19 protein-coding genes are annotated in these 18,710 nt (G+C 56.1%); 14 read left to right on the top strand and 5 right to left on the bottom strand.

The annotated features are described in order from the left end of the window. Positions 1–8 precede the first annotated feature (8 nt). From sfsA to DXY37_RS12240, 9 genes are all read left to right on the top strand, one after another. Complete coding sequence (gene sfsA, locus DXY37_RS12200) at positions 9–773, top strand: DNA/RNA nuclease SfsA (protein WP_115126922.1); 765 nt, start codon at positions 9–11, stop codon at positions 771–773. A gap of 95 nt (positions 774–868) precedes the next feature. Beyond that, entirely contained in the window at positions 869–2,341 is a 1,473-nt protein-coding gene (locus DXY37_RS12205; protein WP_115126923.1) for an ammonium transporter, read from the top strand. A 116-nt stretch (positions 2,342–2,457) separates the two neighbouring features. Continuing rightward, a complete protein-coding gene (locus DXY37_RS12210) occupies positions 2,458–3,657 on the top strand; it encodes a 4-hydroxy-3-methylbut-2-enyl diphosphate reductase (protein ID WP_115126924.1) in 1,200 nt (399 codons plus the stop codon). Positions 3,658–3,723: 66 nt separating this feature from the next. After that, the gene (locus DXY37_RS12215) at positions 3,724–4,347 is read left to right on the top strand and encodes a DUF1997 domain-containing protein (protein WP_244277134.1); all 624 of its coding nucleotides are present in this window, start codon (positions 3,724–3,726) and stop codon (positions 4,345–4,347) included. A 299-nt stretch (positions 4,348–4,646) separates the two neighbouring features. After that, complete coding sequence (locus DXY37_RS12220; protein WP_115126926.1) at positions 4,647–5,012, top strand: hypothetical protein; 366 nt, start codon at positions 4,647–4,649, stop codon at positions 5,010–5,012. A 265-nt stretch (positions 5,013–5,277) separates the two neighbouring features. Then, positions 5,278–5,601, top strand: coding sequence for a hypothetical protein (locus DXY37_RS12225; protein WP_115126927.1), 324 nt, complete (start codon positions 5,278–5,280; stop codon positions 5,599–5,601). Positions 5,602–5,743: 142 nt separating this feature from the next. Beyond that, positions 5,744–6,160 (top strand): hypothetical protein, encoded by a 417-nt coding sequence (locus DXY37_RS12230; RefSeq protein WP_115126928.1) that lies wholly within the window; start codon positions 5,744–5,746, stop codon positions 6,158–6,160. A 61-nt stretch (positions 6,161–6,221) separates the two neighbouring features. Beyond that, complete coding sequence (fldA, locus tag DXY37_RS12235; RefSeq protein WP_371638185.1) at positions 6,222–6,785, top strand: flavodoxin FldA; 564 nt, start codon at positions 6,222–6,224, stop codon at positions 6,783–6,785. A 594-nt stretch (positions 6,786–7,379) separates the two neighbouring features. Continuing rightward, on the top strand, positions 7,380–7,598 hold the full coding sequence (locus DXY37_RS12240; protein ID WP_067093183.1) for a hypothetical protein: 219 nt from the start codon (positions 7,380–7,382) through the stop codon (positions 7,596–7,598). Positions 7,599–7,910: 312 nt separating this feature from the next. Here the strand turns inward: DXY37_RS12240 and DXY37_RS12245 are convergent, their stop codons facing one another. Both DXY37_RS12245 and purH read right to left on the bottom strand, forming a co-directional pair. Next, a complete protein-coding gene (locus DXY37_RS12245) occupies positions 7,911–8,369 on the bottom strand; it encodes a DUF4079 domain-containing protein (RefSeq protein WP_115126930.1) in 459 nt (152 codons plus the stop codon). An 81-nt stretch (positions 8,370–8,450) separates the two neighbouring features. Continuing rightward, positions 8,451–10,034, bottom strand: coding sequence for a bifunctional phosphoribosylaminoimidazolecarboxamide formyltransferase/IMP cyclohydrolase (gene purH, locus DXY37_RS12250; RefSeq protein ID WP_115126931.1), 1,584 nt, complete (start codon positions 10,032–10,034; stop codon positions 8,451–8,453). 59 nt (positions 10,035–10,093) lie between these two features. Between purH and DXY37_RS12255 the strand changes: the two genes are divergently transcribed. Then, positions 10,094–10,699, top strand: a complete 606-nt coding sequence (locus tag DXY37_RS12255; RefSeq protein WP_115127035.1) for an alpha/beta hydrolase — start codon at positions 10,094–10,096, stop codon at positions 10,697–10,699. Between the two features lie 26 nt (positions 10,700–10,725). On the opposite strand, the gene DXY37_RS12260 is transcribed toward DXY37_RS12255, so the two are convergent. Beyond that, complete coding sequence (locus tag DXY37_RS12260) at positions 10,726–11,094, bottom strand: DUF3155 domain-containing protein (RefSeq protein WP_067093332.1); 369 nt, start codon at positions 11,092–11,094, stop codon at positions 10,726–10,728. A gap of 390 nt (positions 11,095–11,484) precedes the next feature. On the opposite strand from DXY37_RS12260, the gene DXY37_RS12265 reads away from it, so the two are divergent. Further along, the gene (locus DXY37_RS12265) at positions 11,485–12,630 is read left to right on the top strand and encodes a sensor histidine kinase KdpD (protein WP_115126932.1); all 1,146 of its coding nucleotides are present in this window, start codon (positions 11,485–11,487) and stop codon (positions 12,628–12,630) included. On the opposite strand, the gene DXY37_RS12270 is transcribed toward DXY37_RS12265, so the two are convergent. After that, positions 12,578–13,393: an adenosylcobinamide-GDP ribazoletransferase gene (locus DXY37_RS12270; protein WP_244277135.1), complete on the bottom strand. Its 816-nt coding sequence runs from the start codon at positions 13,391–13,393 to the stop codon at positions 12,578–12,580. The two genes, DXY37_RS12265 and DXY37_RS12270, sit on opposite strands and share 53 nt — an antisense overlap. A gap of 34 nt (positions 13,394–13,427) precedes the next feature. Here DXY37_RS12270 and tgt point away from each other — a divergent pair, with 34 nt between their 5' ends. After that, a complete protein-coding gene (gene tgt, locus DXY37_RS12275) occupies positions 13,428–14,546 on the top strand; it encodes a tRNA guanosine(34) transglycosylase Tgt (RefSeq protein WP_115127037.1) in 1,119 nt (372 codons plus the stop codon). Between the two features lie 29 nt (positions 14,547–14,575). Continuing rightward, entirely contained in the window at positions 14,576–14,719 is a 144-nt protein-coding gene (locus tag DXY37_RS12280) for a photosystem II reaction center protein K (RefSeq protein WP_067093186.1), read from the top strand. Positions 14,720–14,724: 5 nt separating this feature from the next. Here the strand turns inward: DXY37_RS12280 and DXY37_RS12285 are convergent, their stop codons facing one another. Next, complete coding sequence (locus tag DXY37_RS12285; RefSeq protein WP_115126933.1) at positions 14,725–15,471, bottom strand: WecB/TagA/CpsF family glycosyltransferase; 747 nt, start codon at positions 15,469–15,471, stop codon at positions 14,725–14,727. Positions 15,472–15,520: 49 nt separating this feature from the next. On the opposite strand from DXY37_RS12285, the gene DXY37_RS12290 reads away from it, so the two are divergent. Then, positions 15,521–18,709: a glycoside hydrolase family 15 protein gene (locus tag DXY37_RS12290; RefSeq protein ID WP_115127038.1), complete on the top strand. Its 3,189-nt coding sequence runs from the start codon at positions 15,521–15,523 to the stop codon at positions 18,707–18,709. Position 18,710: the final 1 nt, after the last annotated feature.

Raw genomic sequence — 18,710 nt, forward strand, 5'->3', positions numbered from 1 at the left:
CCGCCTCCATGACCGGCACCCCTCTGCTTGAGTTCACTCCTTTAACGGAAGGAGTGCTGATCAAGCGATACAAGCGCTTTCTCGCCGATGTGGAACTCAAGGACGGGTCAGTGGTGACGGCGCACTGTGCCAACACCGGACCGATGACCGGCGTGCTCCACCCTGGAGGTCGGGTAAGGATGAGATACGCCCCTTCCCCCAAGCGCAAACTGGCCTGGACCTGGGAACAGGCGGAAGTACCAAGCGCTGATGGGACCTCCTGTTGGGTCGGAATCAATACGGCTCTCCCCAATCGGCTGATCAGAGCCGCCATTGAGGCCGGTTGCCTGCGCAACGCCCTTGGGCCGATCGCGGGGATCCGCGCTGAAGTGCCCTACGGCGAGAACCGCCGCAGTCGTATCGATCTGCTGCTCACTCCCGAAGAGGAGTCCCATGATCCAAGACCGATCTACCTGGAGGTGAAAAACACCACCTGGTGTGATGGTGCGCTGGCTCTGTTCCCCGACACAGTCACCGAACGGGGACAGAAACACCTGCAGGAGCTGATGGCTGTACTGCCTGATGCACGTGGGGTGCTGGTGCCCTGCCTGAGCCGCCCCGATGTGTCGTGTTTTGCCCCGGGGGACAGCGCTGATCCGCGCTACGGCGAGCTGTTCCGTGAGGCATCCAATGCAGGTGTTGAAGTCTTGCCCTGTGCCTTCAGCTTCGAAATCGATCGAATCCTGTGGGAGGGCCAGCGCCCTGTCCAGGCCAGCCAATCAGCGATTCGGTAGCAACGGCGACTCGGGAAGTGTTCACTATTGAGCAATTTGGCGAAGTCTGATGGTCTCTATCAAGACTGTCTGAACTGCAGTTTCGCTTTCTTTCTATGACAACTGCTCTGCATCCGCCATCGCGGCGGCGCAAAGCGCGCCTCCAAGAGGCAAGCCTGATCGAAGGCCCAATGCTTCTCCTTCAGAGCATTCGGGGCTTCAAATCCAATCGCTCAATGCTTTGGCTGGGCTGCGTGCCCTTGGCCTTATTTGGGCTTGGCATCTTCAACCTTTCGGCACGCGCCGCCGAGATGCCAGCACTCAGCGCTCAGTTTCTTGCCAACAATCTCTGGCTTCTGGTCGCGACCATTCTCGTGATCTTCATGAATGCTGGCTTCGCAATGGTCGAAGCAGGCATGTGTCGTCAAAAAAATGCCGTCAATATCCTCGCCAAAAATCTCTTTGTCTTCGCACTTGCGGTAACCGCTTACTGGTTCTGCGGTTATTCATTGATGTACGGAGATCCAGTTGCAGCCGGATGGCTTTACTTCAACAGCTTGTTTTTTGACCCAACTGTCACTCCCGAGATCATTGCCTCAGATGGTCTTGTCCCGACAGTTGATTTCCTGTTCCAGGCTGCCTTTGCCGGAACTGCGGCGACGATCGTTTCCGGTTTGGTCGCTGAACGGGTCAAATTTGGTGAGTTCGTGATTTTTGCGCTGGTTCTCACAGCGGTCATCTATCCGATCTCTGGCTCATGGCAGTGGAACGGAGGCTGGCTGTCTGAGCTGGGCTTCATTGATTTCGCAGGCTCTTCGATCGTTCACTCCGTTGGCGCCTGGGCAGGCGTGGTCGGAGCGATGTTGCTCGGACCCCGTATCGGCAAGTACGTGAACGGCAAAACCCAGGCGATGCCTGGTCACAACATGGCCATTGCCACACTCGGAGCTCTCATCCTCTGGATTGGCTGGTATGGATTCAACCCAGGATCCGAGTTGGCGATGGATCAGTACGTTGCCTATGTGGCAGTCACCACAACATTGGCTGCTGCAGGGGGAGCAATCGGGGCAACCGTGATCTCAACCCTGACATCGGGCAAGCCTGACCTCACCATGATCATCAACGGCATCCTTGCCGGCTTGGTGAGCATCACCGCTGGTTGCGGCAACATGACCATGGTCGGCTCCTGGGTGGCCGGTCTGATCGGCGGCATCATCGTGGTGTTTTCCGTTGCAGCTCTTGATGCAGCAGGAATTGACGATCCAGTTGGTGCATTTTCAGTCCACGGCGTTTGTGGTGTCTGGGGCACCGTTGTGGTCGGACTCTGGGGTATCAAAGGCATGTCTCCGGAAGACTTCACTGTGGGAATCGGCCTTTTCAATGGCGGCGGTTTCTCACAACTGGGCATCCAGGCACTCGGTGCAGGTGCTTATGCCATCTGGGCTCTGGTGACCTGCTGGATTGCCTGGAGCGTGATTGGCGCACTGTTCGGCGGCATCCGCGTGACCGAAGAAGAGGAAATCAATGGCCTCGATATCGGTGAACACGGTATGGAGGCGTATCCCGATTTCGCCTCTGCTGGCAACTGAAGTCCGCCTGAAGGACTCTGTACCCCGGTCCACAGGGACCGGGGTTTTTTCTTGGTTTGGTCAGTACGGGCATCAGCAAAAGACAGCTCCCACCCACAGCCCATAGAGTCACTGCCATGGATACCCACGCCTTCAAGCGCTCTCTTCATAATTCCGACCGCTACAACCGACGTGGCTTCGGGCGCGCTGAAGAGGTGGCTGGAAGCCTGGAACAGGCCTACCAGAGCAGCCTGATCGGATCCATCCGTGAAAATGGCTATCAACTCAGCCACGGACGGCTGAACGTTCGATTGGCCGAGGCCTTTGGTTTCTGCTGGGGAGTTGAGCGCGCCGTTGCCATGGCGTACGAGACGCGCAAGCACTATCCGAGTGAACGGCTGTGGATCACGAATGAAATCATCCACAACCCTTCGGTAAATGATCATCTCCGCAAGATGAATGTCCATTTCATCCCTGTCGACCAGGGAGTGAAGGACTTCTCTGGTGTGGAATATGGCGATGTGGTGATTCTTCCTGCTTTCGGGGCCACCGTGCAGGAAATGCAATTGCTCAATGATCGTGGCTGCCACATCGTTGACACCACATGTCCCTGGGTGTCCAAGGTTTGGAACACCGTGGAAAAGCACAAGAAGCATGTGTTCACCTCGATTATTCACGGGAAGGTGAAACACGAAGAGACTCTCGCCACCAGCTCCTTTGCCGGGACATATCTCGTGCTTCTGGATCTGGAGGAAGCTCAGTTCGTCGCTGATTACATCCTCGGGAACGGTGATCGAGACAGCTTCATGGCCCGTTTTGCCAATGCCTGTTCCCCTGGCTTCGACCCGGACCGAGACCTGCAGCGTGTCGGTGTCGCCAACCAAACCACCATGCTGAAAAGCGAAACAGAGGAAATCGGCAGGCTGTTCGAACGCACGATGCTGACCAAGTTCGGTCCTATCCAACTGAACGAACACTTTCTGGCCTTCAACACCATCTGCGACGCAACCCAAGAGAGACAAGACGCGATGTTCTCCCTCGTCGACGAACCCCTTGATCTGATGGTCGTGATCGGCGGGTACAACTCCTCCAACACCACCCACCTTCAGGAAATTGCCATCAGTCGTGGAATCCGTTCGTTCCACATCGACACACCGGAGCGCATCAGCGAGGACAACAGCATCGAGCACAAACCACTCGGCGAAGACTTAACCCGTGACACCGACTTTTTACCGAGTGGGCCGATCACGGTTGGCATCACGTCTGGAGCTTCAACCCCTGATCGGGTTGTAGAGCACGTGATCCAACGCATGATCGCCATCAGCGACGCAGATTGATCGCCGCGAAGCTTTAAATTGATTTATCACAGCAATACCCCCGATCGGGGCTCGTCCGTCCTGCTCTTGTCGAGACCATCCGACGAAGCCCTACGTCACCAGGAAGACGTGGACCCACAGGTGCGTTGCTATCGCAGCCACTTCAGTGACCGCATGGAAATGCGGGCGGATCCCGACACGATTGCGACATATCTGGATCAACACCAGGGTTGGTTCCGCAGGTGTGCGTCGCCCATGGAGGTCGAAACTCTCGATCCCCAGGCTTACGCGCTGACCCTTGGACGCTTTGGGAATTTCGGCTTCGAAGTGGAGCCGACCATCGGCCTACGACTGCTGCCGCGCCAAGAAAGGAGTTACGCGATTGAAACTGTTGCTCTTCCAGATCACGATCCAGCTCTGGCGAAGTTGTACGACGTTGATTTTCAGGCCAATCTGAGCCTGATTGACCAGCCCATAAACGACTTGAAGCATGATCAAACATGGGTGAACTGGTCTCTTGATCTCACCGTCTGGATTGCACTCCCCAAAGTGATCACCATGCTCCCCAACGGCCTAGTTCAGTCCAGTGGCGACCACCTGCTACGCCAGATCGTGCGCCAGATCTCACGCAGACTGACCTGGAAAGTCCAAGAGGACTTCCACGCCACTCATGCACTGGCATGCCCTCCACGACGAAGGGCTGCTTTCTAACAGTTGAAATACCATGATCAGCAGCAATTATTGACCAAACCGACGATAGATAATACGCACTAAATATTACCCGAGCATTCAAAAATCTTCATTCAAACACTTCAAGCTGCGCGACATTCACTGAATGCTATTCATTCTTAAAACATGCAATCGTCTTCGCCACTGAACGAAACCAATCGAGTATGAAGCCCTGAATCTCCCATAAAGGGCTCTCAACAATCCCTGGTTAGATGGCCTGATTTGTTGCAAAATGTGAAAACGGCAATGTGTTATCTTTCCTTTTCATCAGCCAATCAACAATGGCATTGTCAGGATTTGAGATTGCCGTGGGCGGCATCACTTCCATTCCAGTGTTGGGCGGCCTGGTATTACTCGGCTACAAAGCTTTTGGTGAGAAAAACCTTGATACATCCAAACTAAAACCCAAGAAACCAGCAGCTGCTGACAAAAAAGCCGCTCCCGCAGCTGACAAAAAAGCCGCTCCTGCTGCTGACAAAAAAGCCGCTCCCGCAGCTGACAAAAAAGCCGCTCCCGCAGCTGACAAAAAAGCCGCTCCCGCAGCTGACAAAAAAGCCGCTCCCGCAGCTGACAAAAAAGCCGCTCCCGCAGCTGACAAAAAAGCCGCTCCCGCAGCTGACAAAAAAGATGGTTCAACAGAGGAATGAATGCCATCCAGGCAATTCCTCCTTGGCTTATCCATGCAGTATCTTTTAAATCAGAAGACGCTGATTAAGGCATTAAAAAAAGAGATAAATTCATAAAAACTACGATTCAAGTCGCCATAAGTTTATAGCGATTTGCATTCTCCAATCTCCACTACCGATTAAGCCATTCACGGGACAACCGTGATCATTGGATCGCACTGAGGACAAAAAAGATGCATGAATGAATTCATTGGCGACTAAGATTAAAGTGCAATGATGCACAATCATGGGTGACTGGAGTCAGCAGCTTCTGGAGCTGAATTTCCAAAAAGAAAAAAAGGAAGATGGTTCGACCTCTTATACGCTCATCACTGGACATCGACGAGACTATTACTGGACAAAAATCACTGTGAAGCAGGTAGGCTCACCGACGCCCGATGCATGGCAAGTGACCTGCGCAAGATCAGAGATTAGAATTGGCCTCTGGAAAATTCATAATACGACTCAAGACATCAGCGTCGTCGTTCACACAAGTGCTCAAAAAATGATCGAAGACATCAATTATCAAATAAGCCTGAAGCCAAGCTTTTTGTCAAAAATCAGCAACTGATCCTAAACCGAGGCTTGATTCACCAAAGAGAACTCGATGATCGCGTGGCTTTTAGTTTGTCAAAATGACTGTGAATTAAGAATCAGTTCATACGGCCTGAGATAACGCTGGCTAAACACAATGAAAGGATGCCTGTTGATCCATGAACATCGCAAAACCAAACGAGAGGCCAACTCTCAATCCAAATGAGATCGATCAAGCCATCAGCCAGGCTGATCTCAGCGACATTGAATGTGAAATTCTTGAATACATACGGTATATCGGGGTCTTCAATGAACTCAGCCTGAAGAAGGCGTTATCGATGCCATCTAAGCCACCCGCTTTATATCGATTATGCAAGGCATGCGAAAAGATTGGCGATCAACTCCCTGATCAATTTAAAATGATGATGGCTTGGTCAGAAGAGCAAAGCGATGACAACATCGCTTGGCAGGGAAATTTAGTTTGCGCAATCGCGTATACATGCGACGGTACTAAATTACAACCCGAAAATGCAACGTCTCTTTATCATACTTTTGCAGTTCATCAAGAATTATTCAACGGACTAGAAGCTGATTGAATAAAATGCCATTCACAGGAGGCAGCTGTATAGTAAGTGACAATACATTGTTAAATACTATTTGATCAAAGCCTCAGGGCGAGAAAAAATAGTGTTGATAGGTTTCTCTATGAAATTTACGATTGTCTTTGCATCAGCGACTGGTCATACGGAAGACATTGCTGAGAGGCTCGACCAGCTGCTTCCAGATTCTGAGCTGAAAGAGCTCAGTGATTTGCAGGACATCAAAGATATTGAAGCCTGCGAGGCACTGATCTGCTGTACTCCAACTTGGAACACAGGCTCAGATGTCAAGCGGTCAGGAACAGCATGGGACGAACACATTGAACAGATCCCAACCCTCAATTGCTCAGGAAAACCTGTGGCTATCGTTGGTCTTGGAGATTCAGCAGCATTCAGCAAATTTTTCTGTGATGCAATGGAGGAGCTTTATACAGCCTTCCAAAAAGCTGGTGGCAAGTCGATTGGTCATGTATCAGGTGAAGACTATATTTTCGATGATTCAAAAAGCATGATCAACGGGATGTTTTGCGGGCTTCCGATTGACGAAGACAATGAATCAGAAAAAACGCAAGATCGCCTGGAATCCTGGTGCAAAACAATTTTAGAAGAGTCCAATAAGTGATATAACGAGCATTTGCTTTAAATATTTATCAATTACTTATACCGGCCAATTACATTACAAGATACAAGGTTGTTTTAATCTCGAAGTGTATAAAATCATTCAATTTGCTTACTCTGAAAAGACATACAATTCACTGGAAGTCCAGCAATGATGCTGACCAGTACAGGCGTCATCACCATGGCAACGATCAGAAGTCCAATCGGTTGCGGTGTTGATTCGCGCGTTGCCTGGAATAGTGCCAGCGCACAACTGCTCACATACAACAAAGATATCAAAAACGGCTTTAGCACTTGAACATTATTTCGATTGAAATCAATTCTATGACACCTGGGAAAGGGTGCGAGCTGTCGCCAATCCCAACCCTTAAACGACAATTGCCAAGCCCGGATGCATGGCTCAACTCAATTCGACTTCGACAGCAGGGGGAAAGTTAACTTTAATAAAGCGGCCTGAACTACACTTAGTCCCAAATCAAAAGAGTCCTAGGCTTAATCTTTTTACGGGGATTCAAGCAGCCGATTACTCCTTTGCCAATAAAGAATGGACAACCTTGCGGAGAAGAAGCCGCCAAAATAAATCAACCTCAAGTGACCAATGGTTGAACCGAATTGGGATTATTTCATCAACGCTCCATTGGACCAAGGAACCATTCGGTTTGAAACGAAAACCGAGAGAGCTCTGCACGCACGAGTTGTTGCAGCAGAAGCCAACTGGATGGAAACCAAAACCTGCGAACAACTCAGTATTTATTGGTCTGCCAGAAGAGATCTAGATGCTTTTCGAGAAGGGCGGCAACAAGCAAAGCAAAAGTGATTCCGCTCACCAAACGCAGATCAGCACGCCTTGGTTCAATTGAAAAAAAGAATTGAACCCATCAATCCATGTAATATAAATAACTTAAATGAACAGCATAAGCTACTTGACCTAGTTATTGTATAATAAGAAAATTACCTCAAGGCTTCGATGTATCAAGACTATACGGCAATTGCAATCCTGTTATTAACAGCAGTACCCCTACTGGCTGTTGCTACAACCGTTTTCTTTTACGTTAGAAGTAACGATAGAAAAACTCCTCTTACCCGAGAAGATTTTTATCGTTGATGCCATCAACATCAATCAATCTCTTCAGCGGTTAGTCCAAATTCTGTTCATAATTTGCATACCACTGACAGCTTGCCAGAGAAACAATGTGAGCATTCCCATGTTCAACCCGACATGAGCTTTGCGCGCCACAAGATTGCCACGTTGCATTAAGGGTGAAAGAGCGGAAGCTGCTGCAATCATTCCGGTCATCACAAGACCAACCAATAAATGCGGACCTACAAACAGCTTGCCGTTGTTCAGATAGGTCACCGCCATTCCACTCAGCGTCCCGAAAACCATCACGGCCATCAGAGCGCTGCCCCAGAGATAGTGCCTCTGAGCGAATTTTCCTTTAACGAGAGCCTTGCGTTGCTCGGAGGTCCCTGTACGCACCTTCTTGGCCTTGATTCCCAAGTACATGGCGTAACCGCCTGCGGCAAGCAACAGCCACATCATCAGCGGATGCACGAAGTTGAGGCCAAAAGACAGGGACTGAGGCATCAAAAATCACACGACTGGTCGAAGGCTAAAACTGCAGCCCTCAGGTCGTGGACTCCCTCAACCTCCCGACGGTTCAGGTCATCAGTGCAGGAAGTGACGACGCCCAGTCAGAAGCATCGACAAGCCGAGTTCATTGCAGGCCTGGATTGAATCCCCATCACGCTTGCTGCCGCCTGGATGGATGACAGCCGTAATTCCATATTCTGCAGCCAGGCGGACCGTGTCGTCGAAGGGGAAAAAGCCATCACTGGCCAACACCGCACCCCGGCTGCGCTCACCGGCGGCTTGGAGGGCGATCTGCGCCGAACCCACCCTGTTCATCTGGCCGGCTCCTACTCCGAGGCTCTGACCTTCGCTGGCGACGACGATCGCATTGGAACGAACGTGGCGTACTAATTGCCAGGCAAAACAGAGATCTTCGCGTTCCCTTGCGGTAGGAACTCGTTCAGTTGCCACGGTCCAATCATCCGCACTAACCGGCTGATCATCAAGATCCTGCACAAGGACTCCACCAAGAATGCTGCGCACATGGTCGTGGCCAGCGGAATCAATCGAATCTGGGGAGAGTTCGAGCAAGCGCAGATTGGCTTTGGCGGCGAGGATCTCCCGCGCTTCGGGCGAAAACGCCGGTGCAACGACACATTCCAGGAAAAGACCCGTGAGTTCACGGGCAGCGGTTGCATCAACACAACCGTTCAAGGCCACGATGCCTCCAAAGGCGCTGACCCGATCCGCATCTAAAGCCCGACTGAGTGCGGCAGCAGTGCCATCACCCATCGCCACCCCGCAAGGGTTGGTGTGTTTCACCACAACAGCTGCAGCGCGACTAGCGGGGTGACGACCCGTGGTGCCATAGCCAAATTCTCGGACCGTTGCCAAGGCAGCCTCCAGATCCAAGAGGTTGTTAGTGCTGAGTTCTTTGCCTTGCAATTGGATCGCTCCACCCCAGCCCGACTTGGCGCTGTACCAGCTGGCGTGTTGATGGGGGTTTTCTCCGTATCGCAGGCGTTGACGCAATGGCAAAGCTTCGAGCCAGGGAAGATCTGCCGCAGTTGGATCGTCTGTGTCACTCAGCTCCGGCCTGACCTGCATCCAACGAGTAATTGCAGCGTCGTAAGCCGCCGTATGCGCAAAAGCCTCCACGGCAAGCTGGCGACGAACAGCATCCGAAAGTGCCCCACCTGAAGCATCCAGCGCTGCCAAAAAGCGGTCGTACTGATCCGGGGCAGTGAGCACAGCGACATACGCGTGATTCTTGGCAGCGGATCGCACCATCGTGGGACCACCAATATCGATGTTCTCGATGGCGGTGTCCCAGCTCACCGCTGGATCAGCCACCGTCTCCCGGAACGGATACAGATTGACGACCACAACATCGATCGGTGCGATCTCCTGAGCGATCAGATCGGCTTCATGGCTGGGATCGCCACGTCGGGCAAGGATGCCGCCATGAATGCGAGGATGCAGCGTCTTCACACGTCCGCCAAGAATCTCGGGCGCGCCGGTGTGATCCGCCACAGGAGTTACAGGCAGACCAGCCTCCTTGAGGACCTTGGCTGTCCCACCGCTGGAGAGCAACTGGTAGCCGTAGCGGTGATGCAAAGCCTCAGCGAGAGGCACCAGTCCGCGCTTATCGGACACGCTCAGCAGCGCAGTGGGAGCCATGGCAGCAGGACAGGAATGAGACCTTGGGCCAACCTACGCAGCAGCAGGTCAACCAGTTGATGCCTGATTCAGTGATTCATGCCGGTCGGGAACCTGGACGCATTCGCCTGGTGCTTCTGCATGGCTGGGGGGCAGATGCCGAGGATTTGCTACCGCTTGGCGATGGGCTGGCGGCAGCAGCAACAGTTCCTGCGGAATGCATTGGACTGCAGGCACCCGAAGCTCACCCAAGCGGTCAGGGGCGCCAGTGGTACGGCCTATTCCCGTCTGACTGGCAGGCCGTGCCGTCAGCAACGCAACAGTTACGCCATCGCATCGAAGAACTCGACCTGGAGACGATTCCTCTCTCTCAAACGGTTCTGATCGGTTTCTCCCAGGGAGGTGCCATGGCCCTGCACGTGGGTTGCAACCTGCCACTAGCAGGCGTGATCAGCTGCAGTGGCTACCCCCATCCGGGATGGCAACCACCGTCGACCCGCCCACCTGTGCTGCTCCTACACGGCCAGAATGACGACGTTGTACCGGCTGCGGCAGCAGAGCGGCTGCTTGCACTCCTCAAGCCGGGATCCAATGAATGCACCCTGAAAACCTTCGCCGGTGGACACACCATTCCACTGGAAGCTCAGGAAGCCATGGCTGAATCGATCGTGTCCTGGCTGAAATAACCCAACCAGGACAACATCTCGCCTGATTAAACGAAGGCGTATTCGTACTCTTCCATCTCTTCCCAGTCGTCGGAAGACAGTTCCAGACCTTCAAAGATCACTTCTTCGCCGACGCGGTCGACGATCGTGCGCAGAGAAGGGAAGAGAAAGTGATTTTCCTCCGCATACTGGGCGCTGAACAAGCCCTTTTCACCCCAGAAAAAACGGTCGGTGGTGTGCTCATTGCGACGCACATTCAACAACGCTGGAGGAACAAGACAGCCTTCAGCGATGAAGCGGCGGGCCGCTGTCACGGGCTTGTGTTCACCGGTTTCAAGATGGAACGTGGCCACGTGGGCCAGAACACGCTGACCGGCAAGACGGCGGCGGCTAATCCGCTTGCGCTTCTTAGACATAAGGTTGCCTCCCGCAGACGGGAGCTGAGAGGTGGACTGAAGGGAGCTGTTGGGCTGAGCCGTTGGATGAGCAATGTCCTGATCGATCCGCAAGGGAAGAACTCAGGTCATCAGCGTTCGGACTGCGGAAATCCGGTGAAGGCCGGCTCGCAATAAGACACACTCCATTGCTCGCAACGACAAACGTCGACGTCAACAGGGGATCATCAACCTCTGCTGTAACCTTGGTGGCACGGAAAGCGCAACCTCAATTGGAGCAACGAAGGAGCAAGGCCTCCCAGGGGCCGTGCTATCGGTCGCATCTCCGATCTTAAGACTTTTTCCCAATTTGGCAAGCAGTCCAGATGCTGTACCGCACGACCGTCTGTATTCCGTGATGCAGTTCGGCTGATGCAACTGTCCGATCGGTTCCTAGAGCTGGCGCAGCAGCAGCTGCAGTCTCTTGCGGTCGAGACGGCCATGGCGCGTCTTGCCCTATATGTCACCGATCGTGAACAGGGCTCCACTCCGACCCTGACGCTTGTGGCTCAGTGGCCTCTCGACTCAGCACTGCCGCCAGCCATTACCGAAGACCCCAGCCTGCGCAGCGTGGCTCAGGAACGTCGCTGGTACCCCTTGCGCCACGAGAACATGCTTCTAGGCGTGCTGCGTGCCGAGCAGCAACCGCTACCAGGCAGGCCCGTCGACCATGACCCTCGCCTGCAGATCTGCGCGGAAACGCTCGCTTGCATTCTCGGTCTGGAACAAGATCGCCGAAAGCTTTACCACCAGCTGGACGAGCAACGCCAGCAACTGAACCTGGTGGTGCACCAGCTGCGCAACCCATTAACCGCTCTGCGCACTTACGCCCAGCTTCTGCTGCGTCGGATCGGCCCAGACGATCAGCAGCGCTCATTGGTGGAAAGCCTGATTCAGGAGCAGGATCAACTGAATCGTTATCTCCAGTCCCTGGACCGGATCGGCCAGGGCGAGCTCAGGTTGGAGGCTGATGCGTCCACACCTCTGCTGCTACCACCCGTTCCCGTAGATGCTCCTGACCTGACCGTGGCTGACGTGCTCAATCCTCTGATCCAGAGGGCTTCTGCCACAGCAACCCTGCAAAACAGGCCCTGGCATGGCCCTGATCAGTGGACTGCCTGGACCCAAGCCGCTCGACCGGCTGCCGATGCCGTGATGGCTGAAATCGTGGCCAACCTTCTGGAAAACGCCTTCCGCTACAGCCCGCCCGGCTGCGCACTAGGCCTGAAGCTCTTGAACCATGCCATCTGCGTCTGGGACGCAGGCCCAAGCATTCCCGCCACGGAGCATGAGCGCATTTTCCAGCAAGGAGTACGCGGCAGCAGCAGCACCGATCGTCCAGGCTCTGGACTGGGTCTTTCGCTGGCCCGTCGCCTGGCGGAAAACCGCGGTGGCTCACTGAACCTTCACACCGAACCGAAAACGCTGGATGCAGATCTGCCTGCGCAGGGCAATGCCTTTCTGCTCAAGCTGCCGGCAACAGAGCAGGAACAAGCAACGCAAAACCCAGCAGCGTGAGCGTTTCGCAGATCATCAATGTTGCGCCATAGCTGTCGCCGGTATGTCCCCCCAGACGCCGGCCCAGCCACTCAGCAGGACAAAGAGCTGCACAGGTCCCAAGCAACGCAACACCGGCCCAAGCGATGAGTAGCCGAGGCTCTAGCCCCCATACCAGCAGGCCTGTAGCAAGCAACAGCAACAGGGTCGGGTTGCCTTCACGCCAACCACCCCAGTTGCTGCGATGGAACGCCGCAGTCCCCGTGTCCTGCTGGCGTAGGTAAGGGAAGCGGCCCATGGCCCAAAGCGGCGAGACCCTCGCGAAAATCGCGGAGACCACCAGGGCCGCAGGAGCGAACCGACCCAGCTGAACCAGCGCTGAAAACTGAAGCAGCAGCGCGATGAACGCCGCCTGAACCCCACTGGCCCCGACACGGCTGTCATCCATGGCCTCGAGACAACGACTGTTCCCGGCAGCCAAACCGTCGGCCGTGTCCATCAGTCCGTCCAGATGAAGCCCACCTGTAAGCCAGAGACCAAGAGCCAAGACCGCAGGAGCGATCGCCACAGGTGGCCAGTTCAGAGCACTGAGCAACAGCCAGAGGGCTGCCATCAGCCCACCGATCACGGCTCCGATCCAGGGAGCAAAACGGGCAATGCGCTCGAAACGGGGTAAGGGCCATGGCCCGCCAGGGAGCACTGAATAAAACACCCAGGCACCGGCCAGATCACGCAACCAAGTGGGAGAGGCAGACCGCAGAGCAGCGCAGATCAGGGAGTTCACTCACCGTAGGGTCATAGGTCGGGCGGAGGTGCGCGTGTTCGACTTCAAGATCAGCGCTCACTGTTCGCGCACGGAAGCACGCTGTGCAACCTTCTCAACCCCGCATGGAGTCGTCGATACGCCGCGGTTCATGCCGGTGGGGACCCTGGCCACCGTGAAGGGGGTCAGCACGGACCAGCTGGCAACCACCGGTGCCCAGATGGTGCTGTCAAACACTTACCACCTGCATCTGCAACCAGGCGAGGCGGTTGTGGAGGCCGCGGGTGGGCTGCATCGGTTCATGGGCTGGAACGGACCGATACTCACCGATTCCGGTGGATTTCAGGTCTTCAGTCTTGGCGATCTCAATCGCATCGATGACCACGGCGTGGATTTCCGCAATCCACGCAACGGCAGCCGCATCCTGCTGACCCCGGAGCGATCGATGGAGATCCAGATGGCACTCGGGGCGGACGTGGCCATGGCCTTCGATCAATGTCCCCCTTATCCAGCAACTGAGAACGATGTGGAGGAGGCCAGTCGTCGAACCCATGCCTGGCTGGAGCGCTGCGTGAGCGCCCATCAGAAGTCCGATCAGGCCCTATTCGGCATTGTGCAGGGAGGATGTTTCCCACACCTGCGTGACGCCAGCGCCAGGGCGGTTGCCGGCTTCGATCTGCCGGGAATTGCCATCGGCGGAGTCAGCGTGGGCGAGCCGGTGGAAGACATGCATCGGATCGTGCGCCAGGTCACTCCCCTGCTGCCGAATGATCGCCCTCGCTATCTGATGGGGATCGGAACTCTGAGGGAAATGAGCGTTGCCGTCGCCAACGGGATCGATCTGTTCGACTGCGTCTTGCCGACACGGCTTGGCCGGCACGGCACAGCCCTGGTGGATGGGGAACGCTGGAATCTGCGCAACGCCCGTTTCCGCCACGACCACACACCGCTGGATCCAAGCTGCCCCTGCCAAGCCTGCCGTCAACACAGCCGCTCCTATCTGCACCACCTGATCCGCAGTGATGAGCTGCTGGGGCTAACCCTGCTCAGCCTGCACAACCTCACGCATCTGATCCGCTTCACCACCGCCATGGGGCAGGCGATCAAGGACGGCTGTTTTTCAGAGGATTTCGCTCCCTGGGAAGAGGACTCCCCGGCTCATCACACGTGGTAGCGTCCGCTCATTGACCGTTTTCCGCCGGGATGGCTGCTTTCTCACTTGATCTGCTGGCCCAACTTCCAGAGGCCTATCAGGCTTTCGGTCCGCTGGTCGACATCCTCCCGATCATTCCTCTGTTTTTCCTGTTGCTGGCCTTCGTCTGGCAGGCCTCCGTCGGTTTCCGCTAAAGCGTTCAGCGGTGTCGCTTTCCGCGACAGAGCACCGACCAGGCGAAGTGAGGCAGTGCGAGATAGCGCCTCCAGCGGCTTGGGTCTTGCAACAGTCTGTAAAGCCATTCCAATTGCAAACGGCTGGTCCAACCTGGGGCACGTTGCTTCAAACCTGACCAGACGTCAAAGCTGCCGCCGACGCCCATCCAAAGACCAGGCAGCTGGACGCGCATTCTCTGAATCCAAATCTCCTGCAGTGGCACCCCTAGTGCCACAAGCACCAGATCAGGGCTAAGTCGCCGCAACCTTGTTTCAAGCTCCGGCCAGGCACTGGCGTCCTGATATCCGTGTTCTGCGAAGACCAACTGCAGTTCAGGGCTCTGTTGAGCAAGGCGGTCACACAGCCTGTCCATCACTTCAGGCGACGCTCCGACCAGTGCAACGCGCCACCCATGGGCTTCGGCGTAATTGAGCAACGACCAGGCCAGCTCGATTCCTGGACTGCGTTTCACCCTGACGCCCTGGCGAGCGAGAGCCCAGACCACCCCTGCCCCATCAGGAACCACCAGATCCGCAGCGCGGATGACAGCACCCAGGTCGATGTTGCGGCGCGCAAGCATCGTCATCTCTGCATTCAGCGTGACGATCTGACCTCCACGCTCCGCATGCAGGCCGATGGCTGCGGCTGCGACATCCCTGCAGGCATCAACGGGAATATCGAGAACATGGCAACGACGTTGATCGCGCGGACCCGTTGTCAGTACTTCCATCCGCGTGTCCGCTGCACGAGAGAATCTAGATCCGGTCGCGTTAGCCACCATGGTTCTGTCGAACCCGACCCGTGAAGAGGATCAGCTGCGGGCGCAACGACTGACACAGCTCGACCGCTCCATCGAGCGAGTGGTGCTGCAGCGACAGAACCCGATCAGTGGGCTGCTGCCTGCCAGTACGGCCCACACCGTGCATGGCAATTACGGTGACGCCTGGGTTCGCGACTGCATTTATTCGATTCAGTGCGTCTGGGGGCTGGCGATCGCCCACCGGCGCCAACAAGGCAGCTGTCAACGTTGCTGGGAGCTCGAGCAGCGCGTCATCGACCTGATGCGCGGATTACTAAACGCCATGATGCGTCAGGCCGAAAAAGTGGAGCGCTTTAAAAGCAGCCTCGATCCCCTGGATGCTCTGCATGCGAAATACGACAGTGCCAGTGGATCCCCGGTCGTTCCCGATGATGGATGGGGGCATCTGCAGCTGGATGCCACATCACTGTTTCTGCTGCAGCTGGCCCAGCTGAGCTCCAGTGGTCTGGCTGTCATCCATAACCATCACGAAGCATCCTTCATCCAGAACCTGGTGTACTACGTGGCCAGGGCCTACCGCGTTGCCGATTACGGGATCTGGGAGCGGGGCGACAAGGGCAATCACGGCCTGCCGGAACGAAATGCCAGTTCGATCGGCATGGCCAAAGCCGCACTGGAGTCACTTGACGGGGTTGACCTCTGCGCGTCCCACGGAGACGGAAGCATGCAGGTGCTGATTCCCCACGGTGCTGTGGTGCGTCTGAGACGAGCCCTGACGGGGCTGCTGCCGCGTGAATCAGCCAGCAAAGAAGTCGACAGCGCCTGCCTCTCGGTGATCGGCTACCCCGCCTGGGCGGTGGAAGACCGGGCGCTGGTGGAGCGCACCAACAGGCGGATCAGGCGCGAACTGGGAGGTCCCTACGGCTACAAACGCTTTCGCAGGGATGGTCATCAAACGGTGGTGGAAGACATCACCCGGCTGCACTACGAGCGTGAAGAACTGGCCACCTTTGAAGGAATCGAATCGGAATGGCCACTGTTTCTCGCCTACGAATTGGTCACCGCCTGCTTCGAGCAGCGCTGGGACGAGGCCAACCTCTGGCGTGAACGTCTGCAGGCACTGCAGGTGGAACGCGATGGAGAACGACTGTTCCCAGAGCTCTACCTGGTGCCCGCCGAACAGCTGGAGCTGGAACGGCGGGCACCAGGGAGTCAGCGCCGCATTGCCAACGAAAACATGCCGCTGCTCTGGACCCAGAGCCTCGCCTGGATTGGAGAGATGCTGCTGGATGGACTGATCAAGGCGGAGGATCTTGACCCCTGCGGACGGCGACTGCCCGCCATGCTGGGAGCCGAAACAGTGTTGGTGTCGCTGGTTCCTGCAACTGATGCCGTCGCGCGACAACTCCAGACGCTCGGGTTACCGGTCAGCGATCCTGAAGCCGCTGACCTACCAGTGCTGCCATCTGAGGCCCTACGAGAACGGTTAGGCAACGTTGGCGCCGACGACGCCTTGGGTCTCAGCGGTCACCCACCACTGCGACCGGAAACAGCGGTGACGGCTCGCCTCTATCGCCAAGGCGAACAAAAACTGGCTTTTCTGCCGGCAGTACTGGAGGAGGGCACGTTCTTTCTCAGCCATGACCCACGACAGCTGATCGAAAGCATCATCAACGAGCTGCATCTACTCCAACGGCATTGGCAGGGCCAGGGAGCACCCCTGCTACTGATCCCCGTGCAAGCCGCTCTGCTGGAAAGACACCAAACGCTTCTGCTGGAACTCACCCAACGCCTGCAGAGCGGCAGCGTCGAAGACGTTGCTGTGGATTTCGCTGATCTTGAGACCCTGGCCAGCAAAGCCCAGTGGTTAACACTGCCGGATAAGAGAGAGAACACGACCGAGCCTGACAAGGCAGAACAGGCAGCTGAACTGCTGCAGGCCTCCACAGACCTGAGTGACCTGACAGCGGCCCAGGAGCAGGAACTGGATGACATTCCCCTGGAAGAGCTACGCCAGAGGCTGTGGAGCAGCCATTCGCTAAGGGAACAAGCGGAAGTCCTGGAGCTGTTGACGCAACGACTCGGTCAGCAGGCCATCCTCAGCGGACCCAAGGGAACTCCAGTTGAGCTGTCTACCCTGCTGCAGGAGATCTATCGCCGCGGCCTCAGCCAGGAGGACTGGAACGTGGCCAGACGCTGCGCCGGGGCAATGGGTCTGGTTCATCCTCAACTGGAAGACGCACTCACGGACCTGCTGAGCCGCCAGAAACAGGTCGTGATCGGCCGCAACTACAGCAGCGACTCCCGGCTAACCAGTCCTGTCTCCAGCCAGTCGATCGCAGCACTGATCGAGCGCACCTGTGGCAGTGACGGACGCGAACGGATGCTCCAGCAGGAGTTGTTGCTTGCACTGGACGGGATTGCCAGGCGCGAACCGAGCATGATCCGAGGCTCTCTGACCTTCCAGCTCGGGCAGCTGCTGCTGCTGCTGACCTCAGAGCTGGCCGCCGAGAAGCAGTGCAGTCAGGACGAAGCCTTCGAAGCCCTGTGCGATGAACCTCCTCACCGCATCAGCCTGCGCCTGCGCACGGTGCTGGCCGACGTTGACCATGCCAGAGCCGCACTGCAACGTCGGGAACTGTTGCACCTGAGCGGCAAGGTGCAATGGAACATCCCCGAACCCCTGGATGAAAGCCCCAGCGGTAGCGACTGGCTGCAACACCGGATCCGCCTGGGCTCACTGCAACAGGTGCCCAAAGAGTTTTATGCGGGGATCTGGTCACTGCTGCACCACTGCCGTGGGTTGGTGATCGGCGACAAACTGGAGCGCCGCAACCGTCTGACCAACGCGCTGGTTCGCGAGAAAACCCCGGGCGAACGCAACTTCGCCATTCAGGTGGAGCATCTGCTCAGTCGCATTGGAGCTCCGGAATACCGGCAGCTCTGCACGGAAAGCCTGCTCTCGCTGATGGCCTTTTCAACCGCCAATCCCGACATGCGCTTCGACGACGACATCGCCCTTGATGTGGTCATCGGCCACGCCGTGAGAGTGGGCTGGAGGAATCGTCATCCCGAGCAGAACACCGTGGACTATTCCCAGCACAAAGCCGCTGCCTGGGATCAGTTCTACCGGTCATCTCCGGCCGAATGTCGGCAGTGGCAGATCGAAGCCCTGAGGGAACTCGCGGATCAGGAAAGACTGCACTGAT

The sequence above is a fragment of the Synechococcus sp. GEYO genome (genome assembly GCF_900473955.1).
GTDB lineage: Bacteria > Cyanobacteriota > Cyanobacteriia > PCC-6307 > Cyanobiaceae > Synechococcus_C.

Coding starts and splice junctions, on each gene's coding strand:
- sfsA (WP_115126922.1), top strand. CDS start 9: ATGACCGGCACCCCTCTGCTTGAGTTCACTCCTTTAACGGAAGGAGTG.
- DXY37_RS12205 (WP_115126923.1), top strand. CDS start 869: ATGACAACTGCTCTGCATCCGCCATCGCGGCGGCGCAAAGCGCGCCTC.
- DXY37_RS12210 (WP_115126924.1), top strand. CDS start 2,458: ATGGATACCCACGCCTTCAAGCGCTCTCTTCATAATTCCGACCGCTAC.
- DXY37_RS12220 (WP_115126926.1), top strand. CDS start 4,647: ATGGCATTGTCAGGATTTGAGATTGCCGTGGGCGGCATCACTTCCATT.
- DXY37_RS12225 (WP_115126927.1), top strand. CDS start 5,278: ATGGGTGACTGGAGTCAGCAGCTTCTGGAGCTGAATTTCCAAAAAGAA.
- DXY37_RS12230 (WP_115126928.1), top strand. CDS start 5,744: ATGAACATCGCAAAACCAAACGAGAGGCCAACTCTCAATCCAAATGAG.
- DXY37_RS12240 (WP_067093183.1), top strand. CDS start 7,380: ATGGTTGAACCGAATTGGGATTATTTCATCAACGCTCCATTGGACCAA.
- DXY37_RS12245 (WP_115126930.1), bottom strand. CDS start 8,369: ATGCCTCAGTCCCTGTCTTTTGGCCTCAACTTCGTGCATCCGCTGATG.
- purH (WP_115126931.1), bottom strand. CDS start 10,034: ATGGCTCCCACTGCGCTGCTGAGCGTGTCCGATAAGCGCGGACTGGTG.
- DXY37_RS12255 (WP_115127035.1), top strand. CDS start 10,094: ATGCCTGATTCAGTGATTCATGCCGGTCGGGAACCTGGACGCATTCGC.
- DXY37_RS12260 (WP_067093332.1), bottom strand. CDS start 11,094: ATGTCTAAGAAGCGCAAGCGGATTAGCCGCCGCCGTCTTGCCGGTCAG.
- DXY37_RS12265 (WP_115126932.1), top strand. CDS start 11,485: ATGCAACTGTCCGATCGGTTCCTAGAGCTGGCGCAGCAGCAGCTGCAG.
- DXY37_RS12280 (WP_067093186.1), top strand. CDS start 14,576: ATGGCTGCTTTCTCACTTGATCTGCTGGCCCAACTTCCAGAGGCCTAT.
- DXY37_RS12285 (WP_115126933.1), bottom strand. CDS start 15,471: ATGGAAGTACTGACAACGGGTCCGCGCGATCAACGTCGTTGCCATGTT.
- DXY37_RS12290 (WP_115127038.1), top strand. CDS start 15,521: ATGGTTCTGTCGAACCCGACCCGTGAAGAGGATCAGCTGCGGGCGCAA.